The sequence below is a fragment of the Planotetraspora thailandica genome (genome assembly GCF_016863335.1).
GTDB classification, from domain to species: domain Bacteria; phylum Actinomycetota; class Actinomycetes; order Streptosporangiales; family Streptosporangiaceae; genus Planotetraspora; species Planotetraspora thailandica.
Window position 1 is genome coordinate 78,978 of the sequence record NZ_BOOR01000032.1, and the last position, 23,381, is coordinate 102,358.

The 23,381-nt window shown below is 63.5% G+C and carries 17 protein-coding genes and 1 pseudogene; 4 read left to right on the forward strand and 14 right to left on the reverse strand.

What is annotated here, in order from left to right:
* Positions 1–322 precede the first annotated feature (322 nt).
* A complete protein-coding gene (locus Pth03_RS22035) occupies positions 323–1,030 on the reverse strand; it encodes an RNA polymerase sigma factor (RefSeq protein WP_239119257.1) in 708 nt (235 codons plus the stop codon).
* A gap of 594 nt (positions 1,031–1,624) precedes the next feature.
* Between Pth03_RS22035 and Pth03_RS22040 the strand changes: the two genes are divergently transcribed.
* Positions 1,625–10,303 (forward strand): golvesin C-terminal-like domain-containing protein, encoded by an 8,679-nt coding sequence (locus tag Pth03_RS22040; protein ID WP_203946245.1) that lies wholly within the window; start codon positions 1,625–1,627, stop codon positions 10,301–10,303.
* Positions 10,304–10,420: 117 nt separating this feature from the next.
* On the opposite strand, the gene Pth03_RS22045 is transcribed toward Pth03_RS22040, so the two are convergent.
* From Pth03_RS22045 to Pth03_RS22055, 3 genes and pseudogenes are all read right to left on the reverse strand, one after another.
* Positions 10,421–10,762, reverse strand: a complete 342-nt coding sequence (locus tag Pth03_RS22045) for a transposase (RefSeq protein WP_203946246.1) — start codon at positions 10,760–10,762, stop codon at positions 10,421–10,423.
* Positions 10,763–10,806: 44 nt separating this feature from the next.
* Positions 10,807–11,708, reverse strand: a pseudogene (locus Pth03_RS22050) (IS5 family transposase).
* A gap of 315 nt (positions 11,709–12,023) precedes the next feature.
* Complete coding sequence (locus Pth03_RS22055) at positions 12,024–12,830, reverse strand: hypothetical protein (protein ID WP_203946247.1); 807 nt, start codon at positions 12,828–12,830, stop codon at positions 12,024–12,026.
* Positions 12,831–12,920: 90 nt separating this feature from the next.
* Here Pth03_RS22055 and Pth03_RS42175 point away from each other — a divergent pair, with 90 nt between their 5' ends.
* A complete protein-coding gene (locus tag Pth03_RS42175) occupies positions 12,921–13,052 on the forward strand; it encodes a hypothetical protein (protein ID WP_275413162.1) in 132 nt (43 codons plus the stop codon).
* A gap of 117 nt (positions 13,053–13,169) precedes the next feature.
* Positions 13,170–13,490, forward strand: coding sequence for a hypothetical protein (locus Pth03_RS22060; protein WP_203946248.1), 321 nt, complete (start codon positions 13,170–13,172; stop codon positions 13,488–13,490).
* A 492-nt stretch (positions 13,491–13,982) separates the two neighbouring features.
* On the opposite strand, the gene Pth03_RS22065 is transcribed toward Pth03_RS22060, so the two are convergent.
* From Pth03_RS22065 to Pth03_RS22110, 10 genes are all read right to left on the reverse strand, one after another.
* Entirely contained in the window at positions 13,983–14,195 is a 213-nt protein-coding gene (locus Pth03_RS22065) for a hypothetical protein (RefSeq protein ID WP_203946249.1), read from the reverse strand.
* 197 nt (positions 14,196–14,392) lie between these two features.
* On the reverse strand, positions 14,393–15,190 hold the full coding sequence (locus tag Pth03_RS22070) for a hypothetical protein (RefSeq protein ID WP_203946250.1): 798 nt from the start codon (positions 15,188–15,190) through the stop codon (positions 14,393–14,395).
* 3 nt (positions 15,191–15,193) lie between these two features.
* Positions 15,194–15,967, reverse strand: coding sequence for a phosphotransferase (locus tag Pth03_RS22075; protein WP_203946251.1), 774 nt, complete (start codon positions 15,965–15,967; stop codon positions 15,194–15,196).
* Positions 15,964–17,727: a carbamoyltransferase C-terminal domain-containing protein gene (locus Pth03_RS22080; protein ID WP_203946252.1), complete on the reverse strand. Its 1,764-nt coding sequence runs from the start codon at positions 17,725–17,727 to the stop codon at positions 15,964–15,966. Before Pth03_RS22080 ends, Pth03_RS22075 begins: the two co-directional genes overlap by 4 nt.
* 26 nt (positions 17,728–17,753) lie before the next feature.
* The gene (locus Pth03_RS22085; RefSeq protein WP_203946253.1) at positions 17,754–18,722 is read right to left on the reverse strand and encodes a glycosyltransferase; all 969 of its coding nucleotides are present in this window, start codon (positions 18,720–18,722) and stop codon (positions 17,754–17,756) included.
* Complete coding sequence (locus tag Pth03_RS22090; RefSeq protein ID WP_239119260.1) at positions 18,715–19,866, reverse strand: glycosyltransferase family 4 protein; 1,152 nt, start codon at positions 19,864–19,866, stop codon at positions 18,715–18,717. Before Pth03_RS22090 ends, Pth03_RS22085 begins: the two co-directional genes overlap by 8 nt.
* On the reverse strand, positions 19,863–20,696 hold the full coding sequence (locus Pth03_RS22095; RefSeq protein ID WP_203946255.1) for a class I SAM-dependent methyltransferase: 834 nt from the start codon (positions 20,694–20,696) through the stop codon (positions 19,863–19,865). Before Pth03_RS22095 ends, Pth03_RS22090 begins: the two co-directional genes overlap by 4 nt.
* On the reverse strand, positions 20,693–21,688 hold the full coding sequence (locus Pth03_RS22100; protein ID WP_203946256.1) for a glycosyltransferase: 996 nt from the start codon (positions 21,686–21,688) through the stop codon (positions 20,693–20,695). Before Pth03_RS22100 ends, Pth03_RS22095 begins: the two co-directional genes overlap by 4 nt.
* A gap of 70 nt (positions 21,689–21,758) precedes the next feature.
* On the reverse strand, positions 21,759–22,100 hold the full coding sequence (locus Pth03_RS22105; RefSeq protein WP_203946257.1) for a hypothetical protein: 342 nt from the start codon (positions 22,098–22,100) through the stop codon (positions 21,759–21,761).
* 279 nt (positions 22,101–22,379) lie between these two features.
* Entirely contained in the window at positions 22,380–22,781 is a 402-nt protein-coding gene (locus Pth03_RS22110) for an ATP-binding protein (protein WP_203946258.1), read from the reverse strand.
* A 380-nt stretch (positions 22,782–23,161) separates the two neighbouring features.
* On the opposite strand from Pth03_RS22110, the gene Pth03_RS22115 reads away from it, so the two are divergent.
* Positions 23,162–23,381: winged helix-turn-helix domain-containing protein (locus Pth03_RS22115; RefSeq protein WP_203946259.1), on the forward strand; the 220-nt coding region annotated here is incomplete at its 3' end.

Genomic DNA, 23,381 nt, shown 5'->3' on the forward strand with positions numbered 1-23,381 from the left:
TGCTGCGGGCTGATCGGCAGGTGGCATGGAGAACGGTCCGGTGGCGGCAGCGAGTGCTACACCTCCGAGGAGGGCGACTGCGAGTGCGGCCGTAGCGGCCTTAATGCGCAGGAGTCGCGTTATCACCCCATGGCGGTGAGTCGGCACCGTGCTGGTATGCCGCGCTTGCCGGAAAGCGGCCAGCGCGGCGTTTAGGCCGGTTATTTCGTCGGGCCGGGCCGGTGCCGTCGCTGCGGCGATCAACTCGGCAAGCGGAGCCGCATCGGAGCCGACGTCCTCTGCGGCGGCACGGACCAGATGCTCGGCCGTCGTTCGGTCGATCTCAGGAGGCTCGTTGACCATGGCGGTCCTCATTGTGCCGGGTGCTGTGCTGCGTCGCACCATGTGAGGGTTTGAGCTGCGCGGCGAGGTTGCGCAAGCCCCGATAGGTCGCGGTGCGAATCGCACCGGCACGCTTGCCCAGAACCTTGCCTGTCTCCTCGGGGTTGAGGCCGACGATGAAGCGCAGCAAGACCGCATCGGCCTGTTCACGAGGCAGTCTTCCGATGAGGGTGAGGGCCTCGTCGGTGGCGTCTTTGTCGAGGATGAGGCGTTCGGGGTCGCCATCGTGGCCGGCTATGTCGTTCAGCGCGTCGAGCTGGAAGGTACTGACGGGTCGCCGTTTCCGTTGACGCAGATGGTCGATGGCGCGGTTGCGGGCGATTGTGGCGGTCCAGCCGCGGAACGCGCTTGAGTCGCCCGTGAAGGTGGGCAGAGCAGTGGCGATTAGCAGCCAGGCTTCGGCGGCCACGTCCTCGGCGTCGGTATCAACGAGGGTCCGCAGGTAGCGCAACAGCCGGGGCTGGATGTCCAGGTACAGTACTTCGAATGCGCGCTCGTCCCCTTGCCGGGCGCGCTCGAGGCTGGTGGTCAGGTCAACGGTGGATGCAGCCGAAGTGATTGTGGCGGGTTCGGATGGCTCGCCCTCGCCGTCCGGGTCTTTTCGCGGTGCCCTATCTTTCAGGCGTTCTGCCTGATCTCTCCCCCACACGATGAGCGTATGCCTCCTCGCATGCATGCCACCACATAGCCAGATTTCAATTATCTAAAAGGCCGCTGGATGCTAGCAAATTCGGCCGCTGTGGGGAAGGCCTGTGGTATCGCATCGGCGTGACATGATCCGTGATCAAATCGTTGTCTACTGACTAGTTGGTTTACGGCGCGTGATTCCGCCATCACTTTTCGTCGAGATTCGTGACTTTTTCGTTGTTACCCGTAAGTAGGTGTGACGCAACCAGTGCCGCCAACGTCGTAAGAAGGGGGTGGTGTAGCCCTATCACGGATGGTCCGATTAAAGCCAATCGGGGTTTGACTGCTTGATTGACAGTGGTTCTTCAGATGGTCAAGATCCGTCCGTATGCCCCTGTCCGTCGGGTGGCGGGGTGCGAACGGTTAGCTGGAGGTTCGGTGTAGACACTGAGTGTTCCGTCCCCGTTTCACATTTGCTTGGCCGGCTGCGGGTGGCCCCTCTCTGGGTTCTTAATCGCCACTGTCTGGCCCGGCTATTACCTTTCGTTCCTTCGTCGCTCCGATGTTATTTCCGCATGTCCACAGCCATTGCGGCTGTGCTGCGCTCATTTCGTGGATGGGGCTGCTGATGCGCTCGGAAATGAAGAACAATCTGCGGGGCTTGGTCGCCTCCGGGACCGTTGTTGCGGTGTTAGCAGGCGGCTTGATGGCTGCGCCACCAGCACGGGCGCAGACGCCGCCGGTGGCGGAGGCGGGCGCGAATTGGCAGCCCGAGACCAGGGATCTGGGAGCGGCGGATGTACCCCGTCAGGGCCCGTTGCCGAAGAGCGAGAAGGCGCCGCCGGCCCGCCGGGTCAAGGAGTTGACGGGCAGGCGTACCGCCAATGCGAAGATCTTCCAGCTCGCGGACGGCCGATTGCAGGAGGAGTTGTCCGCCACCCCGATGCACTACCGGGACAGAGACGGGAAATGGCATGCGATCGATGCCACCGTGAGAACCACCGACCGCGAGGGTTTTGTCTATGGCAACGAGACGAACGCCTTCCGGAGTTTCTTCGGCACCAAGCCCGATCAGATAGTCCACTTTGAGGCCGAGGGAACCGAGTTGACCCTCGGCGCGATGGGTGCCAAGCCGGGCAGGCCCGACGCGAAGGGCGACACCGTCACCTATGAGGGCGCGCTGGACGGTGCGGACCTGGCGTATGAGGTGACACCTGAAGGCGTCAAGGAGAGCATCGTCCTGGCCGCCCCGCCCAAGGGGACGCAGGATGCCAGCTTCGACTTCGCTGTGCGGGTCAAGGGGCTGCGGGCCTGGCAGCGGCCGGACGGCTCGATCGTCTTTTACAAGGGCGATTTCGACGGCCCCCCGGTTTTGGTGATGCCCAAGCCGTTCATGACCGATGCGCGGGACGACGCCTCGTCGCCGTACGGCAAGGCGTGGAGCGGCAAGGTCTCCCAACGCATGCGATGGGACAGCGAAGCCGGGCTGCTTCGCATCACGGTGACCGCGGACAGGTCGTGGCTGACCGCCCCCGATCGCGCGTATCCGGTCGTGATCGATCCCACTGTCAAGGTCGCGCCGACGCCGACCGACTCGCAGGACGTGATGATCCTTTCGGAGGATCCGAACGGCAACTACGATTCCAACTGGAGACTGTCGACCGGAACGTCGTCAGCGGGAGTGTCGCGGTCCTTGCTGAAGTTCCCGTTGGCCGGCGTGCCGTCGGGAACCAAGCTGGACTCCGCTCAGTTGCAGGTCTACTACGACCAGGTCATTCCGACCAGCACAGGGGCATCGAACAACGTCACCATCGAAGCGCATCGGGCCACGGCACCGTGGGACGAGACGACTGCGACCTGGAGCAACGCCAGCAACCTGACCGGTGAGCTGGGGAGCAACACCGAGATCGTCGACGACGGCGATGCGGGGAAGACGGCCGCCGTCGGCGCGTGGCCTATATCGACCAGCACTTTGGCCGCGAACGGCATCAATGGCGACTACCTGTTCAATAAGGATGCTGTCGCCGGTGAGAGTTACACGTGGATTCCCCGGGTGACGGAAGACGGCAACTACCGGGTCGACGTGCACTATGTGGAGGCGGCGGATCGAGCCGCCAACGCCCCGTATACCGTCACCTACAACGGGGGCACCAAGGCGTACACGGTCAACCAGTTCTCCGCGTCGACCACAAACGGGGTGTGGAAGACGCTCGGCACGCACCCGTTCGTTGCCGGTACCACGGGCAAGGTCACGCTGGGGGACGGCCCTGCCACGACGTCGGTGGCGGTGAATGCGGACGCCGTACGGCTGACCAAAGATGCGACGGCGCTGAAGCCCGTGGGGGACAACGGCAGCCATTGGCATTCGTTCTCCGTGCGCAGCATTGTGCAGGGATGGCTGGACAACCCGAACCTTAACTACGGGTTCGTGTTGAAGCCGGCGGACGAGACCCTTGATAGGGGCGGGGTGCGGTATGAGGGCAGCCTGTTCTCCTACGGCGGCGAAACGGCGACTTACCCGCGTTTAGTGCTGACCTATGGGCAGCCCGGGGTGGCGGTGGATCCGCCGACCACCATCCATGCCACCGGAGCCGAGTTGTCGTGGCCCGCTTATCAGGACCCGTCAGCCGCCAGCGCGGATGACATCGTCGAGTACCAGGTTCACCGCAGCGTCTACCAGACCTTCACTCCGTCGGCGGCCACTTTGGTGGCGCCGGTCTCGGTCGGCACGAGATCGTTCGTCGACACGACGGCCACGCCGACGCCCGCCGACTCCACCGATCCGTTCGGCAATGTGTTCTATTACATGGTCGCGGTGAAGACCAAGGATGGCCGAATCATCCCCGGCCCGACCCAGCTGGCAGGCCTGCCGAAGGCCGGCCGGGTAACCAAGATCCTCCAAGGCGGGAACCCGGACACCACGCTGTCGAGCACGCAGCCGGACACCAACCAAGACCTCTTGTCCGGCGCGCCGTGGCTGTCGGTCGGCAACAACTCCGCAACGTTCGGCAAGACACGCGCAGTCCTGAAGTTCCCGGGCGTGGCCGACATCCCGGCCACCGCGCGCGTCCTGGACGCCTCGTTGGACTTGTGGGCCGTATCCATGACTGGCTCAGGCACTGCCTCCTACGAGCTGCGCGCGTTGACCCGCGACTTCGCCGAGGCGACAGCGACGTGGAACAAGGCGACCTCGACTACCGCGTGGACCACGCCGGGCGGAGACTACGCGCCTACCGCCTCTAGCACCGTTACCGGCATCACCAACGACCCATTTCGGCGTACCTGGAATGCGACCAGCATGGTGCAGGGCTGGGTGACCACGCCCACCAGTAACCAGGGCATGATGATCAAGCTGGCCAACGAGACCTCGCCGGCCGAACGCGCGATATTCCTGTCCGATGAAACCGAGGAGCCGCAGCTTCGCCCTCAACTGCGGGTCACCTACATCGAGAAGACCACGGGCTCCACGTATTACGCGCCCTACACTCCGGCGCGGTTGATCCCCGGGGACCAATACACGGTCGACGTCACGGTCACCAACACCACGACCACCACGTGGAACACCGCCGACCGGGTGATCTCCTACCGGTGGACGCTGCCGGACGGCACGGACGTGACCAACTCGGGTAACCAGCTGCAGACCGCGCTGCCCAAGAACGTGGTGCCCGGTGACACGGTCACTGTCAAGGCGCAGCTGAAGACGCCGATCCAGTCCGATTCCGGGAACAAGCGGACCGATTACGTCCTGAAGTGGGATCTGTACAACAAGACGACCGGGCAGTGGCTGTCGCAAAGCGATCAGATCTCGTCGTTGGACCAGAGCGTCGCGGTGGAGGACCCGACCTCCGACCAGCTGGGCCTGGAGAAGTTCTACTCCTACGCGGGCAAGAACACCGGCGCCGGCGGCACCGCGATGACGAACCTGTACGCGGGCAACACGGTCTGGTCCTACAACGCCTTCACCAACCCCGGCCGGGGTGTGTCCACGTTCGTGCGGATGGCCTACAACTCCCAGGACACCTCCGCCTCCTCGATGGGGTACGGGTGGTCGCTGCAGGCGTCGGCACCGGTACGGCTCGGCAGCCCACTGGACTTCCACCCCAATCCGAACCCGACGTCGGTGACGATGACCGATGGGGACGGCACCAGCCACACCTTCTCCTGGGACGCCGCCACGAGCGAGTGGAAGGCTCCGGCGGGTGTGCACTACTACCTGCAGCGGCAGGTGGTGTGTGACTCCAAGACCGAGGAGTCGCGGGCATGGGTGATGACCCGCCCTGACCGTTCCCAGTTCTTCTTCGACTGCGACGGCTACCTGTCGGCGATAGTGGACAAGAACGGCAATACCCAGGAGTACGTCTACGAGCAGCGGCACTCCAACAACAAGCCGATCAAGTTCCTGCGGTACATCACCGACCCGGCAGGACGGCAGACCCTCACCGTCGACTACTACACCAAGGGCCAGAACTACACCTACATCGACGACACCGGCGTCGAGATCCAGGACACCAACCTGTCCGATCCGCAGATCATCGACCAGGTTGAGTCGCTCACCGATATCTCCGGCCGGCAGGTCACCTTCACCTACAGCGACAAGGGCCTGATGACCAAGATGGTCGACGGCGCCGGGTCCACGCAGCCTAAGGTGTTCAAGTTCGGCTACGACGCCACCCAGGGGAACAAGAACGTCAAGCTGGTCAAGGTCACCGACCCACGTGGCCACGAGACCCAGCTCGCCTACTACCAGCCGCCGAACGACGATCCGAAGTTCCACTGGTGGAACAAGACCATCACCGACCGGCTGGGCGGCCTGACGCAGTTCGCCTACACCGACCCGGACGGCACCGCCGGCTCCCAGATTCAGACCGTCGTCACCGACGCCGAAAGCCATGCCTCCACGTATCTGATGGACGGGTTCGGGCGCCCGATCCAGACCACCAACGCCAAGAACCAGACGACCACGCTGCACTGGGATGCTGACAATAACGTCGACCGGCTTCAGGAACCTCCTGCGACCGCGGGCGCGACACCGGCGGTGACGACGTGGACTTACGACCCCAAGACCGGGTATCCGACCGAGACCAAGGACGCCGAGGCGAACAAGAACGGCTGGGCCGGCACCGTCTTGACCTATCAGACCGGACTAAACGGACACTTCGCCGATCTGATCAGTAAGAAGAGCCCTGAGGGACGGTTATGGACCTTCGGCTACGACCTCAAAGGGAATCTCACCTCGGTCACCGACGGGGTCGGCAACACGACAACTACGGATGGTGACTACACCACCCGATACGAGTACGACACGTGGGGGCAGCTGACCAAGGCCACTGACGCCAACGGCCATGCGACGCTCAACAGCGACTTCGACCCCAATGGGTACCCGAAGAGCATCACCGACGCGCTGGGCAAGGCCACTACCTTCATCTATGACGAGCGTGGCCAGGTCCTGGAGGTCGCCGACGCGTTGGGGAAGAAGACGACCCAGAGCTACGACGTTTTCGGGCGCCCACTGGAAAACACGGTTCCCAAGGATCAGGCGGCGGGTGATCTCATCACCACTCCGGCGCCGGAGTACGACGCCAACGACAACGTGGTGAAAGCGACTGCGCCCAACGGCGCGGTGTCCACGGCGACCTATGACAATGCCGACGAGGTGATCGAGGCGACCGCTCCGAAAGACTCCGTGACCTCAAGCGAGCGCAAGAGCGTCTATACGTACGACATGGTCGGCAACCTTGAGACCGTGACGGAGCCTAAGGGCGCACTGACGTCCACCAATCCGGACGACTACAAGACCACCCAGTTCTACAACGAGATCTACCAGCTGATTCAAGTCACCAACGCGGCCGGTGACAAGGTCACGTATACCTATGACGACGTCGGCAATGTCACCAAGGTCGTTGATCCGAAGAAGAATGCGACCGCGGACACGACCGACTTCACCACCAAGACGGTTTACGACCTCAACCACCGAATCACTGAGGTAACCGATGCCGCGGGTAAGACGAACAAGCGGGCTTACGACAGGGACTCCCTCGTCATCTCCGCCACGGACGCGGAGAACAACACGACGCTGATTAGCTACGACGCGCGGGGCATGCAAACCCAAGTCAGGGTCCCGCACGACGGTGCCAGTCCTAACATCACCTACCGGACGACCAAGTATGAGTACGACCAGGTCGGCAACACCACCAAGGTCACTACACCGCGCGGTGTGGACACCGCCAACGCCGATGACTTCGCTACCCGGACCGAGTACGACGCGCTGAACCGGCCGGCAAAGCAGTTCCAGCCATACGACCCGGCGGACGCCCGCTACAACAACCCGAACGTCTACACGCAGACGTTCTATGACGAGGTCGGCAGGGTTTCCAAGACCTCACTGCCGCCATCGGATGGTCAGACGGTCCGCAACGACACCACCTACACCTACTTCGACAACGGGTGGGTCAAGTCGTCGACCGACCCGTGGGACATCGTCACCACGTACGACTACAACGACCTGGCGCAGCAGACCGCGAGGACCCTGACCTCGGCGGGAGGCTCCTCCAGTCGGACGATGGGTTGGAACTATTACCCGGACGGCAAGCTCAAGTCGAAGACCGATGACGGCGTGCCGGTGGGCGGCGCGGTCACGCTGGTCGACAACTCCGACACTCAGAACACGAACTCAACCGGCACCTGGAGCAAGGGCAGCCTCAGCGGACAGCAGGGCTACGACCACCAGGTCCATGCCGCAGGAACAGGGACGGATGCGTTCACTTGGACGCTGAACATCCCCAATGACGGCACTTACACCGCCTACGTCAAGTTCCCCCAGGTCACCGGCGCCGCGACGACTGCCAAGTACACGGTCACGCATTCCACCGGGACCACGGACAAGACCATCAGCCAGGCCACCGGGGCCGGCGCCTGGGTCAGCCTGGGCACGTACACCTTCACCCAGGGCAACGCCGCCAAGCTGCAGCTGTTCCAGAACAGCACAGGCGCGGTCGTGGCCGACGGCGTCAAGCTGGTACGCGACAACTCCGCCGACACGGACGCGGAGAAGCACACCTTCGCCTACGGCTATGACGCCAACGGCAACCTGACCTCGATCGACGACACCTCGCCCGATGCAAAGATCGATGCCTACACGATCGACTACACGGGCCTGAACCAGGTCCAGAAGGTAACTGAAGCGTTCGCCGGTCAGGAGAAGACGTCAACCTCCTACACCTACGACGCCAACAGCCAGCCGGAGACTGTCACCCACCCCGACCAGTTCTCCAAGTACACCTACGACCTGCGTGAGCTGGTCAAGACGGTTTCGGTCGGCAATTCCGTAAGCGACACCTCACCGAAGGTCACGTCGTACACGTACACCGACCGCGGCCTGAATCTCCGGGAGACCAAGGCCAACGGCAACACCGTCGACCTCACCTACTACCTCGACGGCGCGCTCAAGACCCAGACCGAGAAGAAGCCCAACGGCATCCTGGTCTCTTCGCACACCTACGCCTACGACGCCAACGGCAACAAGGCACAGGACGTGGTGCGGAAGATGAACGCCGACAACCACGCGGCGTACCTCGACTCCACCACCGACTACACCTACGACCCCGTCGGCCGGCTCGCCATCTCAGTCAAGACCGGCAACGGTGCGGGCACAGAGACGTACGTCCACGACGACAACGCCAACGTCATCAGCCAGACGGTCCAGCGCGCGTCCACAACCACGTCCACGACCTTCACCTATGACCGCAACCGGCTGCTGACCTCTGTCACCTCTGGAGTCACATCCTCCTTCAACTACGACCCCTTCGGGCGCCAGGAGTCTGTCACCAGCGGAGGCCAGATCGTCTCGCGGAACGTGTACGACGGCTTCGACCACGTCGTCGAGTCCCAGCAGCGGGACGGCACCAGCGCGATGAAGTCCACCACCTACACCTTCGACCCGCTCGACCGCACCGCGTCCGAGACTGTCGACGGCAAGACCACCGACTTCACCTACCTCGGCCTGTCCAGCGAGGTCCTGAATGAGGAGGTCGACCGCCAGCTGACCAAGTCGTACCAGTACAGCCCATGGGGAGAGCGCCTCTCCCAGGTCAAGCACAACAGTGACGGAACCACCGAGGACGGCTACTACGGCTACAACAGCCACACCGACGTCGAAACCCTGACGACCAAGGACGGCGACACCAAGGCCACCTACGGCTACACCGCGTATGGCAGCGACGACAAGTCTGAGTTCACCGGCATAGACAAGCCCAACGCCGCGGACCCGACGATGGAGGAATACAACGCCTACCGCTTTAACGCCAAGCGTTGGGACGCCCAGTCCGGCACATATGACATGGGCTTCCGCGACTACAACCCGGGACTGAACCGCTTCACCACCCGGGACATGTACAACGGCGCCCTCGCCGATATGGGCCTCGGCACCGATCCCTTCACCGGAAACCGCTACGCCTTCACCGGCGGAAATCCCATCAGCGGCATCGAGTATGACGGGCACCGTCCCGAGGACATGACGAGCGGTGAGTGGGGCGCTTACCAGAACGGTGGAATGCCTGCGTACAGGGATTACCGCTACAAAAACGGTCTAATGTCCTGGCATGAGCAGTATGAGTACACTTATCGCAAAAATGGTGGGGATCCCGATAAGGTAATGAGGCGACCCGGAACTAAGCTTGGTGCGGCCGCCATCTACGACAGCCAGGGGAAGCGCATCTACTTCGAGTCGGGGTTCTTCACTGGCCATGTTAATGAAGGCATGGACGAAGCAACTGGATGGGACACTCATCTCGAAAAAAGGATCGTAGAGTATCTCAAGAGTAATAAGCCGAGCTTGCTGGAACCGGGAAATACGCTGGTCATATTTGCGAGTCAAAGCGGGGCTCCATGTTCGGGTCCTAATGGGTGCGGTAGCTATCTCGACGACTTCCACGCGGAAAGTGGAGTTAACGTCTCATACGAACCGAAAGGTGGGACACCTGAACCATTCGGGACTCCAAACTCGGATGGGAGGATTACAGCTTCAGATGTGTTCGACGAGGAAGGTCGATGGAAGTACCTCCCCGGGCCGCCGGCAGTGACTGAAACCGGACGACCGGCATATTCGGGGCCTCGCTTCGCGAGAGCAGGGGGGCGGATGCTTGGTGCGTTCAGTATCCTCGGTGATATCCTCTGGGCATGGCAGAGTACAGACATGGTAGTCAACCATCCAGAGGACTTTTGTAATAACGCATCAGAATACGGTTACGACACCTCGGCCGGAATGCTCCCGCGTGGCTGCCCTGCCCCGATGATGTAGCGAGTTCACTCCTCTAGTTGCAAACTTCGGTCCAATGGATGTGTGGCCGGCTGGTCGAAGTGTCATGGGGCTTGGATGGATGTCCTCGTATCGCTCAAGGCGTTGGAGGCATCCATCTCAAGCTACTTTATCCTTCAACTCACTTTTTCTATGGCAACGAGAATGGGAGCGAGGAAGCTCTGCTGGTGTGGGGCCGACATGGCGAAAGGCTTGATGATCGGCGTGAACTTGGACCAGGAGCACAAGTGGCCGGCGGTTCCCCCGGGAACATGCGGTAGGGAAATGGCTCATGTCCAGGCCGATCTCGGCGGTGATCGTGTGGGCGGAGATCGGGCCGATGCCGGGAATCTTGTCCAGACGTTCTGCCACATCGGCGAGAGGGGCGATCACCTCCTCGATCGCTTCCAACCGGGCCACCATCTTGCCCATCAGGTAGGCGTACGGCGTCGATCGGGTCACTCTTTGAAGTCCTTAACAAAGTGATCTAGGTCCTGTTTTGCAGATCATGAGATGGGATCACGGAGCCATATCCGGATCGAAGCGACGTCGATGGTGCCGAGATAAATGAAGTCGCGCTTGTCGTAGCGGGTCGCGACGCCCCCGGAACTGTTTCAGCAGGTTGAAGCAGCGTTCTACCGTGTTCCGATCTCTGTATCGGACCGAGTCGAACCCTGGGGGACGACCGCCCTTGGAGCCCAGTTTCCGCCGGTTGGCCTGCTGGTCGCTCTTCTCGGGAATACTGCCTTGATCTTACGTTTCCGCAGGTAAGCGCGGTTCTTCTTGGAAGAGTAGGCCTTATCGCACATCACGACGGCGGGCCGGGTCCGAGGGCGGTCCCGACCACGCCGCGGAACCCGTACCTGGCTCATGACCTGCTGGAACATGAAGCCGTTGTGGCGCTGTCCGGCGCTGATACCCGGATGGGACGGCAGCGCCGGTCTGCCATCAGATGGATCTTCGTGGTGAGGCCGCCTCTGGATCGGCCGAGAGCCTCGCGATCGTCACCACCTACGCCGTTTCGTGATCTACGTCCACCCCTTTGGGACATCGGCAGCCGCAGCGTGGGGTGCTCCGGCCACGTGCTGATGCGCCCGGTTGACCGTGGAGTCCACACTTGTCGTCCAGTCCCCGCCCTCGGTCTCGTCGCAGCCAGCCCGGAGCTGATCAAGGATCTTTTCCCAGGTTCCGTCGATTGACCAGCGGCGATGCCGCCCATAGACGGTCTCCCACCGTCCGTAACACTCAGGCGGGTCACGCCAGGGCGACCCGGTTCGCGTCCGCCACAGAATTCCGTTGATCACGGTTCGATGGTCCGCCCACCGGTGCCCCGAGGCGGATGAGCCGGCATGAGTGGCTCGAGAAGGAGCCACTCCGAGTCGATCAGGTCATGGTGATCTTTCACCATGACCTTCTACCGCAGCACGATCAAGATCTACAACACATGACCTAGGAATATAGATGATCACCTTCAGGTTGATCACCGGCGTGAGGGAGGGGAGCAGTCGCCGTGGGTTGTGCCGGATGTTGTGGGCGCGGATCGAGCCGTTGTTGCTGCCCCGTGCCGATCATCCTGGCCACAAGCGTCTGGACGACAGGAATGGCCCGCTCACCCCGACCAGCCATCACCTGCTGGGGGGCTGCCGCCTGCCCAGTTACTGTCCCATTTTTGGATTAGCGGTGCCGCTCCCGCTATGCAGCCTTCCATGATTGTCGGGCCAACCTATCCACCCCCGTAGACCGGTCGCCAGTTGAACCACTCCGCCGGCAGGCTCTCGCGGATTGACTGGAGAGCCTCGTGGGTGCGGGCGCGAACGTAGAGTTCGGCTTGCATGCCGTCTCGTGTCCAGCCCGGGAGTGCCTCATTTCTCATAGGGATCGGCTTGTCGTAGGTGTTGAGCGAAACGATTACATCCTCGCCCACATACCATCGGAGTTTGGGAAAACACTTCGTATGCTGGGCTGGCGATGAGGGCAAGGCGGCTGGTAGGAATCGTTGCCCGACCATAGGAATCTCGTCTGGGAGTAGTTCTCCGTAGAGTGTGAAGGCGTTGTGGTCGCTGTAGAGCGATTCTGTCAAGACGAGGGCTATGCAGGCAGTCGATAGCTTGTCGAACCATGGGATGCCCCGCACGCAGTTGTCATGGCTGCACCAAGGGCGCAGGACGGTGGGGGGATCTTCCAGGGATAAGTTCGAATATCGAATGCCGCAGTCCCAGGCGCCTGAATTCTCGGAGTAGAACATTAGTAGCTCGGAGTCGTAATGAAGATCGTCGGGAGGTAACAGATGGTGCATGGTGTTGGAGAGATCAGGTCGCTTTCCGAATAGAGCCAACGCTTGCCGCAGGGCGAGGGGGAGCTCGAAGCCGAGCCGCTCTTGGGCGGCATTGAGCTCTGCTTCCCCGTAGCCGTCTCCGTTGCGCAGCGGCTTCATCCAGGCATCCGCGAAACCTCGGATAAACGACCATGCGTTCTCCCTGGACTGCACGCCGGCGGCGAGTACGGATGGCAAATCGAATTTGGTCGGCATATGCAGATTCTACGAGGTCCCTGGGGCCAAGTCGCACGTGGCCCAGTGACGTTTTCTCACCGACTTTGCGCTGATCTTCCCGTGTTCGAAATGGACGGGAACGAGGGCCGCGCGGGCGAGGTCGCCGATTCGGCCGGGGCTGAGGGTGGTGTGTTGCAGGGCGATCCGGCGTTCGGTGAGCAGCGCCAAGCCACGTTCATCGAGCCAGCGCAGGGCTCGTAGCAGGTGGTTGTAGGTGCGGTTGCCGATGCTGAGGGTTGTGCCGTCGGCGGGTTGCTTGAACGGGGCTACTACGCCGTGAGCTGCGCCTTGATTCCTAGCGGCAAGGGAGTCCGTTCGGTGCTGCACTCAGCGTTCACCACCGCGCTGGCCCAGCACTGCCTCGAAAACTCCAGGCCGCACCTGGGCTTCGTCGTCCTCGACTCCCCAGTCGTCACCTACCGGGATCCCATCAGCGATCCGGTCGGAGCGGACGTCGACTTGACATCACACGTCGTGGGCCACTTCTACCAAGACATGCTCAATTTCCCGGTGCAGGCCGTAATCCTCGAGAACGGAGACCCACCCATCGGCGTGCTCTCCCACGCGCGCACTTACCGGTTCGCTAGAGCAGGATCAGGTAGACCCGGATTCTTCCCAACTCGGGCTGCCGACGACTGACACCGAACGCGGGCCGGCCCAGGCCCGGCTGCTTTAGGAGTGGGCTCCCTATATATGGGCTGACGCTGCGTTGGTTAATCCGATGCTCTAGGGCGTCGCTGGTAGGTGTGGGACTTACCGGGCGAGGCGGCGGGCGCCCCGCTGCTGGTCCATGACATCGAATGGTTGGCCGTCGCTGGGGCTGCCGTCCTTGCTAGCCGGCTCAGCGCTACGCGGTGCCCCACGCGCAGGTCACAGGCTCGACGGTTCCGGCGGATCGGGGCCGCGTCACCAGGACGGATAGGTTCCGGCCGTAGCGGTGTATGCGATGGATGTGATGAACGGCCGTCGGGCGGGGCATCCTGGGTGGCATGGACTTCCAAGCCGGTTGAGCGCGCGTCGGAGGCGTTCCAGCAGTCACTGACCGCGGAGGAGATTGGGAAGGTCTGTCTCCGTCTTCAGGTCCTCAGGCGGGGCAGGATCAGGTGCCTGACCCGGCGCAGGCTGTCATCGTCACTCAAGAGGTGCTGGCGTACAGCGCGCGTCCACGCGCATGAGGAGGCTGGTCTCGACGAGAGCGGCGTGATTGTCCTCTGACCGGTCCACCGCCGTCTGCGCGGCGATGTCGTTACGCGTGTCTTCCGGCGTGAGGTCCCACCAGGCCGCCGCCATGACCTTGGAGCCGGGCCCTTGGGCAAGGAAGAGGTCGGCCGCCTCGAAGATCAACAGGTACGTTCGCGATGTGGCCGTTGGGACGAGCCGTACCGGATCTTGAGAATCTCGTTCATGGCAGTCACTGTCCTCGCCGACATGGTGCGCCGTTGTTCAGGACAGGGAAGGAGGCGGGTGGCCGGGACTGCCGGTGCGGGAAGTCGGGCAGCTGGTTGTGGCAGCTACGGCACACGTAGTCGTCCGGGGCCTGCTCAACGCCAAAGACCCTGCGGCGAACCTGGACGGCGGTCAGGCGAGTCATAGAAGATCTCCGAGTCCCAGGTGTGCTCGTTCGTGCCGTCGAAGAAGGATTGCCAGGGTGTGGCCGAGAAGGCGTCGCGCAACTGCTCGAAGTTCTCCAACGTCTTGTTCGCCGGCCCGCCCTGCTTTTTGATCTTTTCCTGTACCACCACCGGTGTCACGCCCAACCTCCTGAACACTCGAGCCAGGGTGACGTTCAAGCCCTGTGCCAGGTCTTCGTAGGTGATGGTGAGCGCGTCACCGGGCATCGATCGCTGCTGGGCGAGCACAGCTTCGGCGGTGGTGGCGAACCAGTCACGGCAGTACTCGGCGTCGAGGGTGAACGTGACGGCGCTCGGCTGCGGGACGGCTTGGCCCGCGTCCTCCATCCAGTTCCCGGTACGGAGCGCGAGCGCGTGGGACATCAGCTGTTCGAGAAGGTTCCTGCGGTACAGGTGCAGCCGGAGCAGGGACGAATCCTCCGCCAGTAACTCCCAGACCTCGCTCCACGCCCGGCCGCGGCGCCCGTGGCCGAGGTGGAGGGGGAACCCGGCGGCTTGCACCCCATGCTCCTCTCGCCACAGCATCCGAAGGATGCTCCGGGCCGGCGTGGCGAGGTCGTAGGGGAAGTGGTGGACGGCTTTGTCGTTGAACGGCTCCCAGGCGCAGCGCACGCCCGGGTGCTGCTCCAGGCTCGTGTGGAGCAGGTGGGTACCGGTGCGTGCCTGGCAGAAGACGACGAATCTGTTGATGGAGGGGGTTCGCGACATGTCTCAGCCAGAGGGCAGCAGGTGTTCGCGGTTGGCGAGGATGTATTGGATGTCCTCCCGGTAGGCGTCGGTGTGCCGTTCGTCGCGTTGGCGGTCGAACCGGGGGTCGCCCAGTCGGATCTTCGTCTCGATGTAGGCGGCGATGGAGGAGAGCCGGACGATGAGCAGGTCGAGCAGCTCAGCGGGGGTGACGCCGCGCCCGTAGGCGTCGGCGAACAACCGCAGCCGTGCGGCCTGGTCGGGCACGGGGTCCCAGCCGAACGCCTTGGTGGAGCGGGGCGCGGAGAGCGGGACGAATCGGTGGGCGGCGTAGCACAGGTCCCAGATCCGGTTCGATGGTCCGGCGAAGTCCCAGTCGATGATCGCCGCCACCCTGGTCCCGTCGTAGACGACGTTGTAGGGTCCGAGGTCGTTGTGGCCGATGCAGTCGATGTCCGCGGGGATCGTGGTGCGGTACTGCCAGTTGTCTGGCTCGGGAGCGACGAACCCGGTGGTGGCGTTGTGCATGGCCCGGATGGTGCGGGCGAGCTGCGTCAGCGCCTCGTCTGAACGCTGTTGTTCGGTGAGCGGGTAGGTGCCGGGCTGACCCGTGATGTAGCTGAGCGTCTCGGTCGTGTCGTCGGTGGACAGGAATTTCGGCGCTTGGGTGAACCCCACACGTTCGAAGTGGCGCAGCAGCGCCTGGACGTTCGGGCTCCATACGCCGGTCGTACGCACCACGGTGTCGCCGTGTCGTACGGGGGCGGAGTGGTAGCCGCCGGGCAGTTCGTCGGTCATCGCCGGTCCTCTCGATAGTCGGTACCCGGAGTGGACGTCGGAAACAGTGCTGTCTGCCGGGGGAGGGGGCCTCGGGCGGGGTACGCCCCGTGGTTGTCGATCTCGATCCGGACGTCGTCCAAGTAAAGGACGGAGAGCCCTTTGCGAAGGCAGAAGTTCATCGCCTGCGCCCCCGTCTCGATGATCGGCTCGTTGTGGTCGTTGAGTGAAGTGTTGCAGAGCAGGGGCACACCGGTCTGTGCGGCAAACGCGCTGATCAGCTCATACAGGCCGGCGTCGTCGGACGGAGAGATCGTCTGCACGCGAGCGGTCCGGTCAAGATGGGCCACCGCCGGGATGAGGTGGTTGCGATCCGGCCTGACGGTGAACGTCTGCAGCATGTACGGGGAGGGACGGTCGCCGTCGAACCATGTCGACATCTGGTCGGCCAAGACGATCGGTGCCACCGGCCGCCACCACTGCCGCCCCTTCAGCGCGTTAAGCATGTCCCGTGAGGCAGGGGTCCGCGGGTCGGCGAGGATGCTGCGGTGCCCCAGGGCACGCGGCCCGACCTCCGATCGGCCCTGGACCCAGACGACCGGGCCGCGGAGCAGATCGGCGACCGCCGTTTCCTTCGCGTACGACGTCGCCGAGGAGATGTAGGGGCGGAACTCGGCGATCACCTTCTCCGCTCGGCCGGTGTCTCCTCCCAGGTAGGCTTCGGGGAACCGGAAGGAGAACCCATCGGGAAACCGGTGCAGGAACTGCGCCAGGGCGAGGCCGATCGACTGGCCACAGTCGCTCACTGAGGGCGTCTCCAGGAACGTCGCGAACCCGAAGCGCTCCATCACCGCGCTGTTGGTCGGACAGTTGAGCGCGTATCCGCCGGTGATGGCGAGGGCAGTGTCGGCCGGGTCGACGGCGAACCGATCCAGCGCACGTTCGATCGTCTGAGCGATCAGATCGACGCTCGCCTGCTGAACGGCCTTCATCACTGCGCTCGCGATGCTTTCGGCGGTCGAGAATCGATCGTCGATGCCCTCCAACCCCCCGCGCTCGGCTTGATCCACCAACTGCTGCATCCGCAGGGCGATCTCCTCGTCCGCATTGCGCCCGTCTGCCAGATGGCGGCTGTATATCTCCAGGCCCGTGAACGGGTTGCCGATATCGGGAGCGAGCTGGGCGCTGCTCGCGGTGGCCAGCGCCATCAGGGTCCCTTCGCGCATCCGGAAGGTCCGTGACGCCGCGGAGTACAGCTTCGCCGGGGAGGGGATCGGAAACAGTTCGAACAGACCGTGGTCGGCGTAGCCACCGACGTACCAGTTCCGCGGCTTGCGCTGGACCACCGAGTCCGGGGTGTCGTCGACGGCCAGGCCGAGCACCTGGCCCTCGAAGAAGTGACGGGTGTCGGAGAGCATCCCGCCTAGCAGGTGGCAGCGGCTGTGATACGGCAGGTCGGGCACGGCCGCCGCGACCACGTCATGGGCGCCCGAGCCCAGTCCGGGAGTCCCATAGATGTCCTTGACGTCACCGATCTGCAGTCCGACACCGTGCAGGAGTTCGCTCAGCAGCTCATGGAAGGCCGACTTGTTCCTCAGGGCTACACCGTGGTGCTTGTAGCCGGAGATCCGCTCGAATTCCCAGACCGCTGCCAGCTCTACCGTCGTCCCGCGCTTGAGCCAGGCGGACATGTTCTGGTCATGCCGTACCCATGATCGATTCTCGGCGGGGACGCTTCCCGGCGGGGCGATGTACGCGGAGATGTAGAGCCCATCTTCCATGTTGCGCCTCTCTTTCCGACTCGTTCTCACTGATGCCGCCGAGCGGTCAGCCAGCACGCCGGGATGACCGCGCGGACTGATATGTCCTGCCGGCGAAGGAAGGCCCTGCCGATTCGGCGCGCGGTCAGTCCGAGACCCGCCAGCAGCAGGATCAAGGTCTTGGAGCAGCGGACCTCGCCCTTGCGTAGCTGCCTGGCCACGCGCAGCAGCGCGATCACGGCACGTCCGGAGCGACCGTGTACCGACTCGTAGAAGTCCAACTCGTTGATGAGCTTGAGGACCGGAGCGAAGTCGACGATTCGGCTACTCGACAGGCTGTGGCCTCCGATATGGGTCACACTGACCGAGGTGTCGATCGCCACCCACCAACCGGCCGTCCGCAGGCGGTGGCAGGTGTCGATGTCTTCGACATAGACGAAGTACCGCTCGCAGATCCCACCGATCGTCTCGATGGCCTGTGGACGCAGGACCAGGCATGCGCCGACCACCCAGTCCGTCAGATGAAGGTCCGGAGAGAGCCGTCGCGTGAGTACGTCGATCGGGGTCTCATTGAAGACCCGGCGGATCTCGCTCCGCACGGTGCGGAATCGGTGCGCGGTGACCTGTTCGACGCCGTCTGCGGACAGCAGGACCGGCGACACCGCCCCGAGCTGCGGCGTGTCATGCAGGACGGCGGTCAGCTTGAGCAGGTCATCGGGGGCGATGAAGCAGTCCGGGTCAAGAAGCACAATGGCAGACGGGCCTATGTCCTCATCCCTGAGATGCGCCAGCGCCTGATTCACCGCGGCTCCGTACCCTCGGTTGCGGTCGTTACCGATCACTGCGTCGGCCAGTCCCAGACGCCGGAGTTTCTGCACGGTGTCATCGTGGGAGTGGTTGTCCACGACGACGGTGTAAAAGGGCTCGGCGCTCTCGCGAAAGACGTTCAAGCAGCGTGCGACTGTGGCCGCCGAATTGAGCGTGACCGTGATGACGGCCACCGGGGCGTCAGCCATCTACGGCCTCCCCGTAGATCTGAAGCATCCGGGGGAGCACCCGGTGCCAGTCGCCTTCAGCGAGAATGTGCCGCGTCGTCGGTGCCCGGGTCTGATCGCGGAGTTCTCGGTCATAGGGCGCGGTCTCCAGGACCTCCGCCAGCCTGTCGACGAATTCCGAGGGGTCATCGGCCGGGTCCGGCAGAAGGATCGCCGGGGTGCCACCGAGTGCCTGCGGAGTCCCGCCTACCGCCGTCGCGCACACCGGCGTCCCGCACAGCAGAGACTCCACGTTCGACAGGCCGAACGGTTCATAGATCGCCGGGGACACATGGAGCGCCGCCTTGGAATAGAGCTGCCGCATTCCCCGCCGGCCGAGCCCGGATTTGAGCCAGACGACGGTGTGCTGCTCAGGAACCTTGGCGAGCCACGTACGAAACTCGGCCGCGTCCCCATCGGATTCCGGGGAACCGGCGCGCGCCACGAAGGTGGTCGGCCGACGTAGGCGCCGCAGCGCGGCGAACAGGTACCGGTAGCCTTTCTGCTTGCTGATGCGGCCGGTCGCCAGGACGAACGGGCGATCCCAGGGGACCTGCTGAGGCAGCGCGTCACAACCGACGTCGTGGTACCACTGGGCAACCTTGTACGCGGGCGGAACCACGTGACTGCGCTCGATGCCGTAGTGCTTCGCCAAGTCCCGCGCGATCGCCTGAGACACGCAGATCACGGTTGACGCGGCGTTCAGGGCCGCCATCTCGGTGTCCACCGCCCGCTCGAACAGGCCGCCGTGTCGCGCAGCCCGCCATGGGCGGTCGGCCTCGATTGAGTGCACCGTGCTCAGGTAGGAGCGACCTGAGCGCATCGCCGCGATGTGAGCTGCCATCGAGTGCGTGTGCACGACTTGCCCGAAGGTCTCTTGAGCGAAGGAGCCAGCCAGAGTTGGGCGGACCCGATACCGCTGCGACTGGGCAGGGACCGGCAAGGGGATGGACGGGCTCTGCTCTCGGGGCGAGTTCCTCAGCAGAGTCACGCTTACATCGGTGACCTGTGACAGACGGTGGTGCAGTTCATAGACGTGGATTCCGGCGCCTCCGCGGACCGAGGGTGGGAATTCGCTGCTGACAAGGTGGATGTGAGGGATGGCGCCATCCCTTCCCCCGTTCATGGTTTCTCTCCGAGGACGATGTCCTGGAAATCCAGGTAGCGGGCGTTCCCGCGCCACGAACCCCACTTGATGTCCAGGAGACGGATGCCGGCTGAGTCGCACATCTCCCGAACGTCGCTCTCGCGGTAGTTGACCACGTGCTCATCGCAGTTGTCGTGCTGTACGCGGTATCCGTCGCGTTCGTAGGGGAAGGTGTAGCGGGGTGAGGCACTGATCGGCCCCAGGGCGGCCGGGCTGTCGGGGCTCATGAAGAACGTGCAGAGCAGTCTCCCGCCGGGGGCGAGGATACGGCTGCATTCTCCGAGGTAGTTGGCAATCTCGCCTGGGAGCATGTGGGTGAAGACGGAGTTCGCCATGACGATGTCGTAGCGGTCGTCATCGGCGGGCAGCGTGATCGCTGCGGCATCGTGAGATCCGTTCGGCGCGTAGTAGCCGTTCTGAACGTCGATGTGGCGGAACTTCAGCTTCCTGTCCCGCGATGAGAGGCTCCGGCGACACCATTCGACCGCTTCCTCACGTGGGTCGACACCGAGGTATTCGCCAGTCTCGAGGTACCCCGCCAGCGGCCAGGTCTTCCGGCCGAGGCCGCAACCTATGTCGAAGATGCGACTGGCGGGCGTGAGGCCAGCCAGTTCCTTCAAGTGATCGAGATAAGCGAGCCCATTTCGGTGGTACACCCATCGGCTCGACGGACCTTCGTACATCATCGTCAGCGGCGGCCACGGCTGCCTCGGATGCCGGAGGGAGATGTATCCGTCGGCGACTTTCAGGGCGAGCCGGGCGAGTCTGGTGGGTCTGCTGCTCTCCAAGAAGGTCGAGTACCTGTTCACGAAGTGCTCTCCATCGCCAGCGGCGAGCCCTGAGCGACTCGGCGGTAGAGGCGCAGGTGCTCCTCGACGACGATGTCTTCGCTGAAGCGCTCGACAGACTTCCGCACCAGATCCGGCCGGAGGTAAGCGAGATCGTCCACGGTCATGGCCAGGGATTCCACGTCGCGCCTGACGAACCCCGAGATACCGTCCGTGACAAGTTCACTACAGGCGCCGCGGTCGAGTGCGAGCACGGGCGTGCCGACGGACATCGCCTCCAGCATGACCAGCCCCAGCGGCTCAGCAGGGCAGGAGAGGAAGAGCAAGGCGGCGCTGGTCCGCAACAGCCGAAGTCGGTCAGGGTCGGCCACCTCGCCGACATGCACCAGTCGTTCGCCGAACTGGCTCTTGACCTCGGCGAACCACATCTTGTTCCGGTGGGCGAGCGGTCCGGCGAGGATCAACCTACGGCCGGTCTCTGCTGCGAGCCGGCACGCATCGACGATCCCCTTCTCGGGGCGGATCTGTCCCAGGACCAGCAGATCCTCCGAGCGAGGTGCGTCTCGATCCGGTGTCGGCGGCACGACGATCGGCCGCGTCCAACCGCAGAAGCCGACGCGCTTCAGGTAGCGGGCCTGGAACTCGGAAAGGTAGGCGAAACGGGCCGTCGGCGAGCCGGTGGGCAGGCGGTTGGTGTGCAGTGTGGTGACGATAGGGGCCGCGACGTGCTTCTCAAGCCACTCGATCGTTTCCGGATCGTGGTTGTGGACGACGTCACACCCGGAGATGACATCGGCGTACCTCTCCATCTGCTCCGGTTCCGGCGTCCCCCGGCGCCCCACGTAGGGCACCTCGAATGAACGCGGCGATACGCGTGACCCCTCGGCGACCACGGTCAGCACCTCGGCGTGCCGGCTTAACGCGACAGCGAGGCCCGCAACGATCCGACCGACCGCGCCGTAACCGGCGGGTGGAGTGTGCTCCCGTTGCAGACCAATAAGGGCGATTCGCATTGGTGCGCTCCGCCTCCTCTCGACGTTGGATCTTCGATTCATGGCAGAGCGCGACCTCGGCGATGTCCGATCATGCTCGACTCGCCTCGCGGACGCTGGGGTGAACTTGCTGGTTTGCCGGCTCGCCGTGCTGGCCTGCGCCGTTTCCGATGGCTGCTGCCTGCTCTACGAATCGGACCCGCATCTCGTCGAGGAATCGAATCAGGTGGCTCTCAGCGAGCCGGGCCGCTTCGGCCTGAGCATCCGCTCCGACGACGAGATTGCGGTGAAGCCAGCCGTCCGAGGTCGGAAGGTAGCTGAGCAGCCAGAAGCCGCCCACGGTCGTGTCGACGCGGAACACCCGGACACCGTTGACGAAGCCGTACGTGGTCTCGATCGGCCACCCGGCTCGGCGCCATTCGATCACTTCCACAGTGATGCCCTCCTCTCCTGTTCAGCCCTACGAAGCGCGGCTATGAACCATGCGTAGGATCGGCTGCTGTTCAGGTCGGTCTCGGCTCGCAGAAACCGAGTCAGTTCGTTAGGGCCGTAGAGGTCCCACTGCCAGTAGGCGGCTTTCGCTCGGCCCAGGGTCATGGTCATCTCGATGTCCTAATCTCTGCCGGAAACCGTCTCGGATAGTTGATCGAGGGCTGGAGGGAGGCCGGTGTACCACTTGGAGCACCGCACGGACCTCCGTCGAAACCTCGGTCTACTTGTGGGTTCTGATCTCCGCCCACACGACTCGGCCATCTCCCGGGAGCTCACATACGCCCCAGTTCTCGCAGAGCGCCGCCACGAGCTGGAGTCCTCTTCCGCCTTCAGCGTCCTGGTCGACCGACAGGGCACGCGGAACCGTCGGACCTCCTGCGTCCATCACGCTGACCTGGACGAGGTCGGACAGCACAACCACAGCGAACGTGATTTGTCCGCCGCTTCTGGAGTCCGAGTGGACCAGCGCGTTGGTCGTCAGCTCAGAGGCGATAAGCATGACGTCGTCGATCGCAGGGTGTTCGTGGCCGATCTGCTCACGCGTGTACTCCCGCACACGTGAGACAGACCGGAGTTCGGCGTCCAACGTGATGCCCCCGATGGCGCTTAGTACATCGACCATCACAGAAGTCAGGGCGCCTTTGCCCATTCCAGTCATTCCGGAGAATCCAGTGCCGCCCGCCCCTTCACGCCGTCCGGCCTCTCTTGCTTCTGGCACATCTCCTCATCAGGGACGACAGTGATCACGCCTGGCTCGCGATCCAGGGTCGGACTGAGCGGAGGCGCATGGAGAAGTGGGGAGCAGGTGGCAGTGACACCGGCCATGATCGATGCGTTGTTGATCATCAGTGCATTGCCTCTCATGTCGAGCCGTAGATCACGAGTCGGGCCCACAAGCCCGTCTCCCGCAATGAGGGCGATAGTCTTGGGATAATCGTGTGGTGATGGTCGATTGCTGTCAACAGTTGTCCCAAGACAATTTCAATGGAAGGGGCCGCCACGGTGGCCGTGCACTCGCGCTATTTGGACATAGCCGCTCAAATCCGGGCACGAATTGAGGCCGGTGAGTGGGAACCAGGGGCCAGGCTCCCGCGACTGGACGACTTCGCGAAGCAGTACGACGCGAACCGGGACACGATCGCCCGGGCGATCGGGGCGCTGGAATCAGAAGGCTTCGTCTGGGCGGTCCAAGGACGAGGGATCATCGTCCGGCACGGCATGA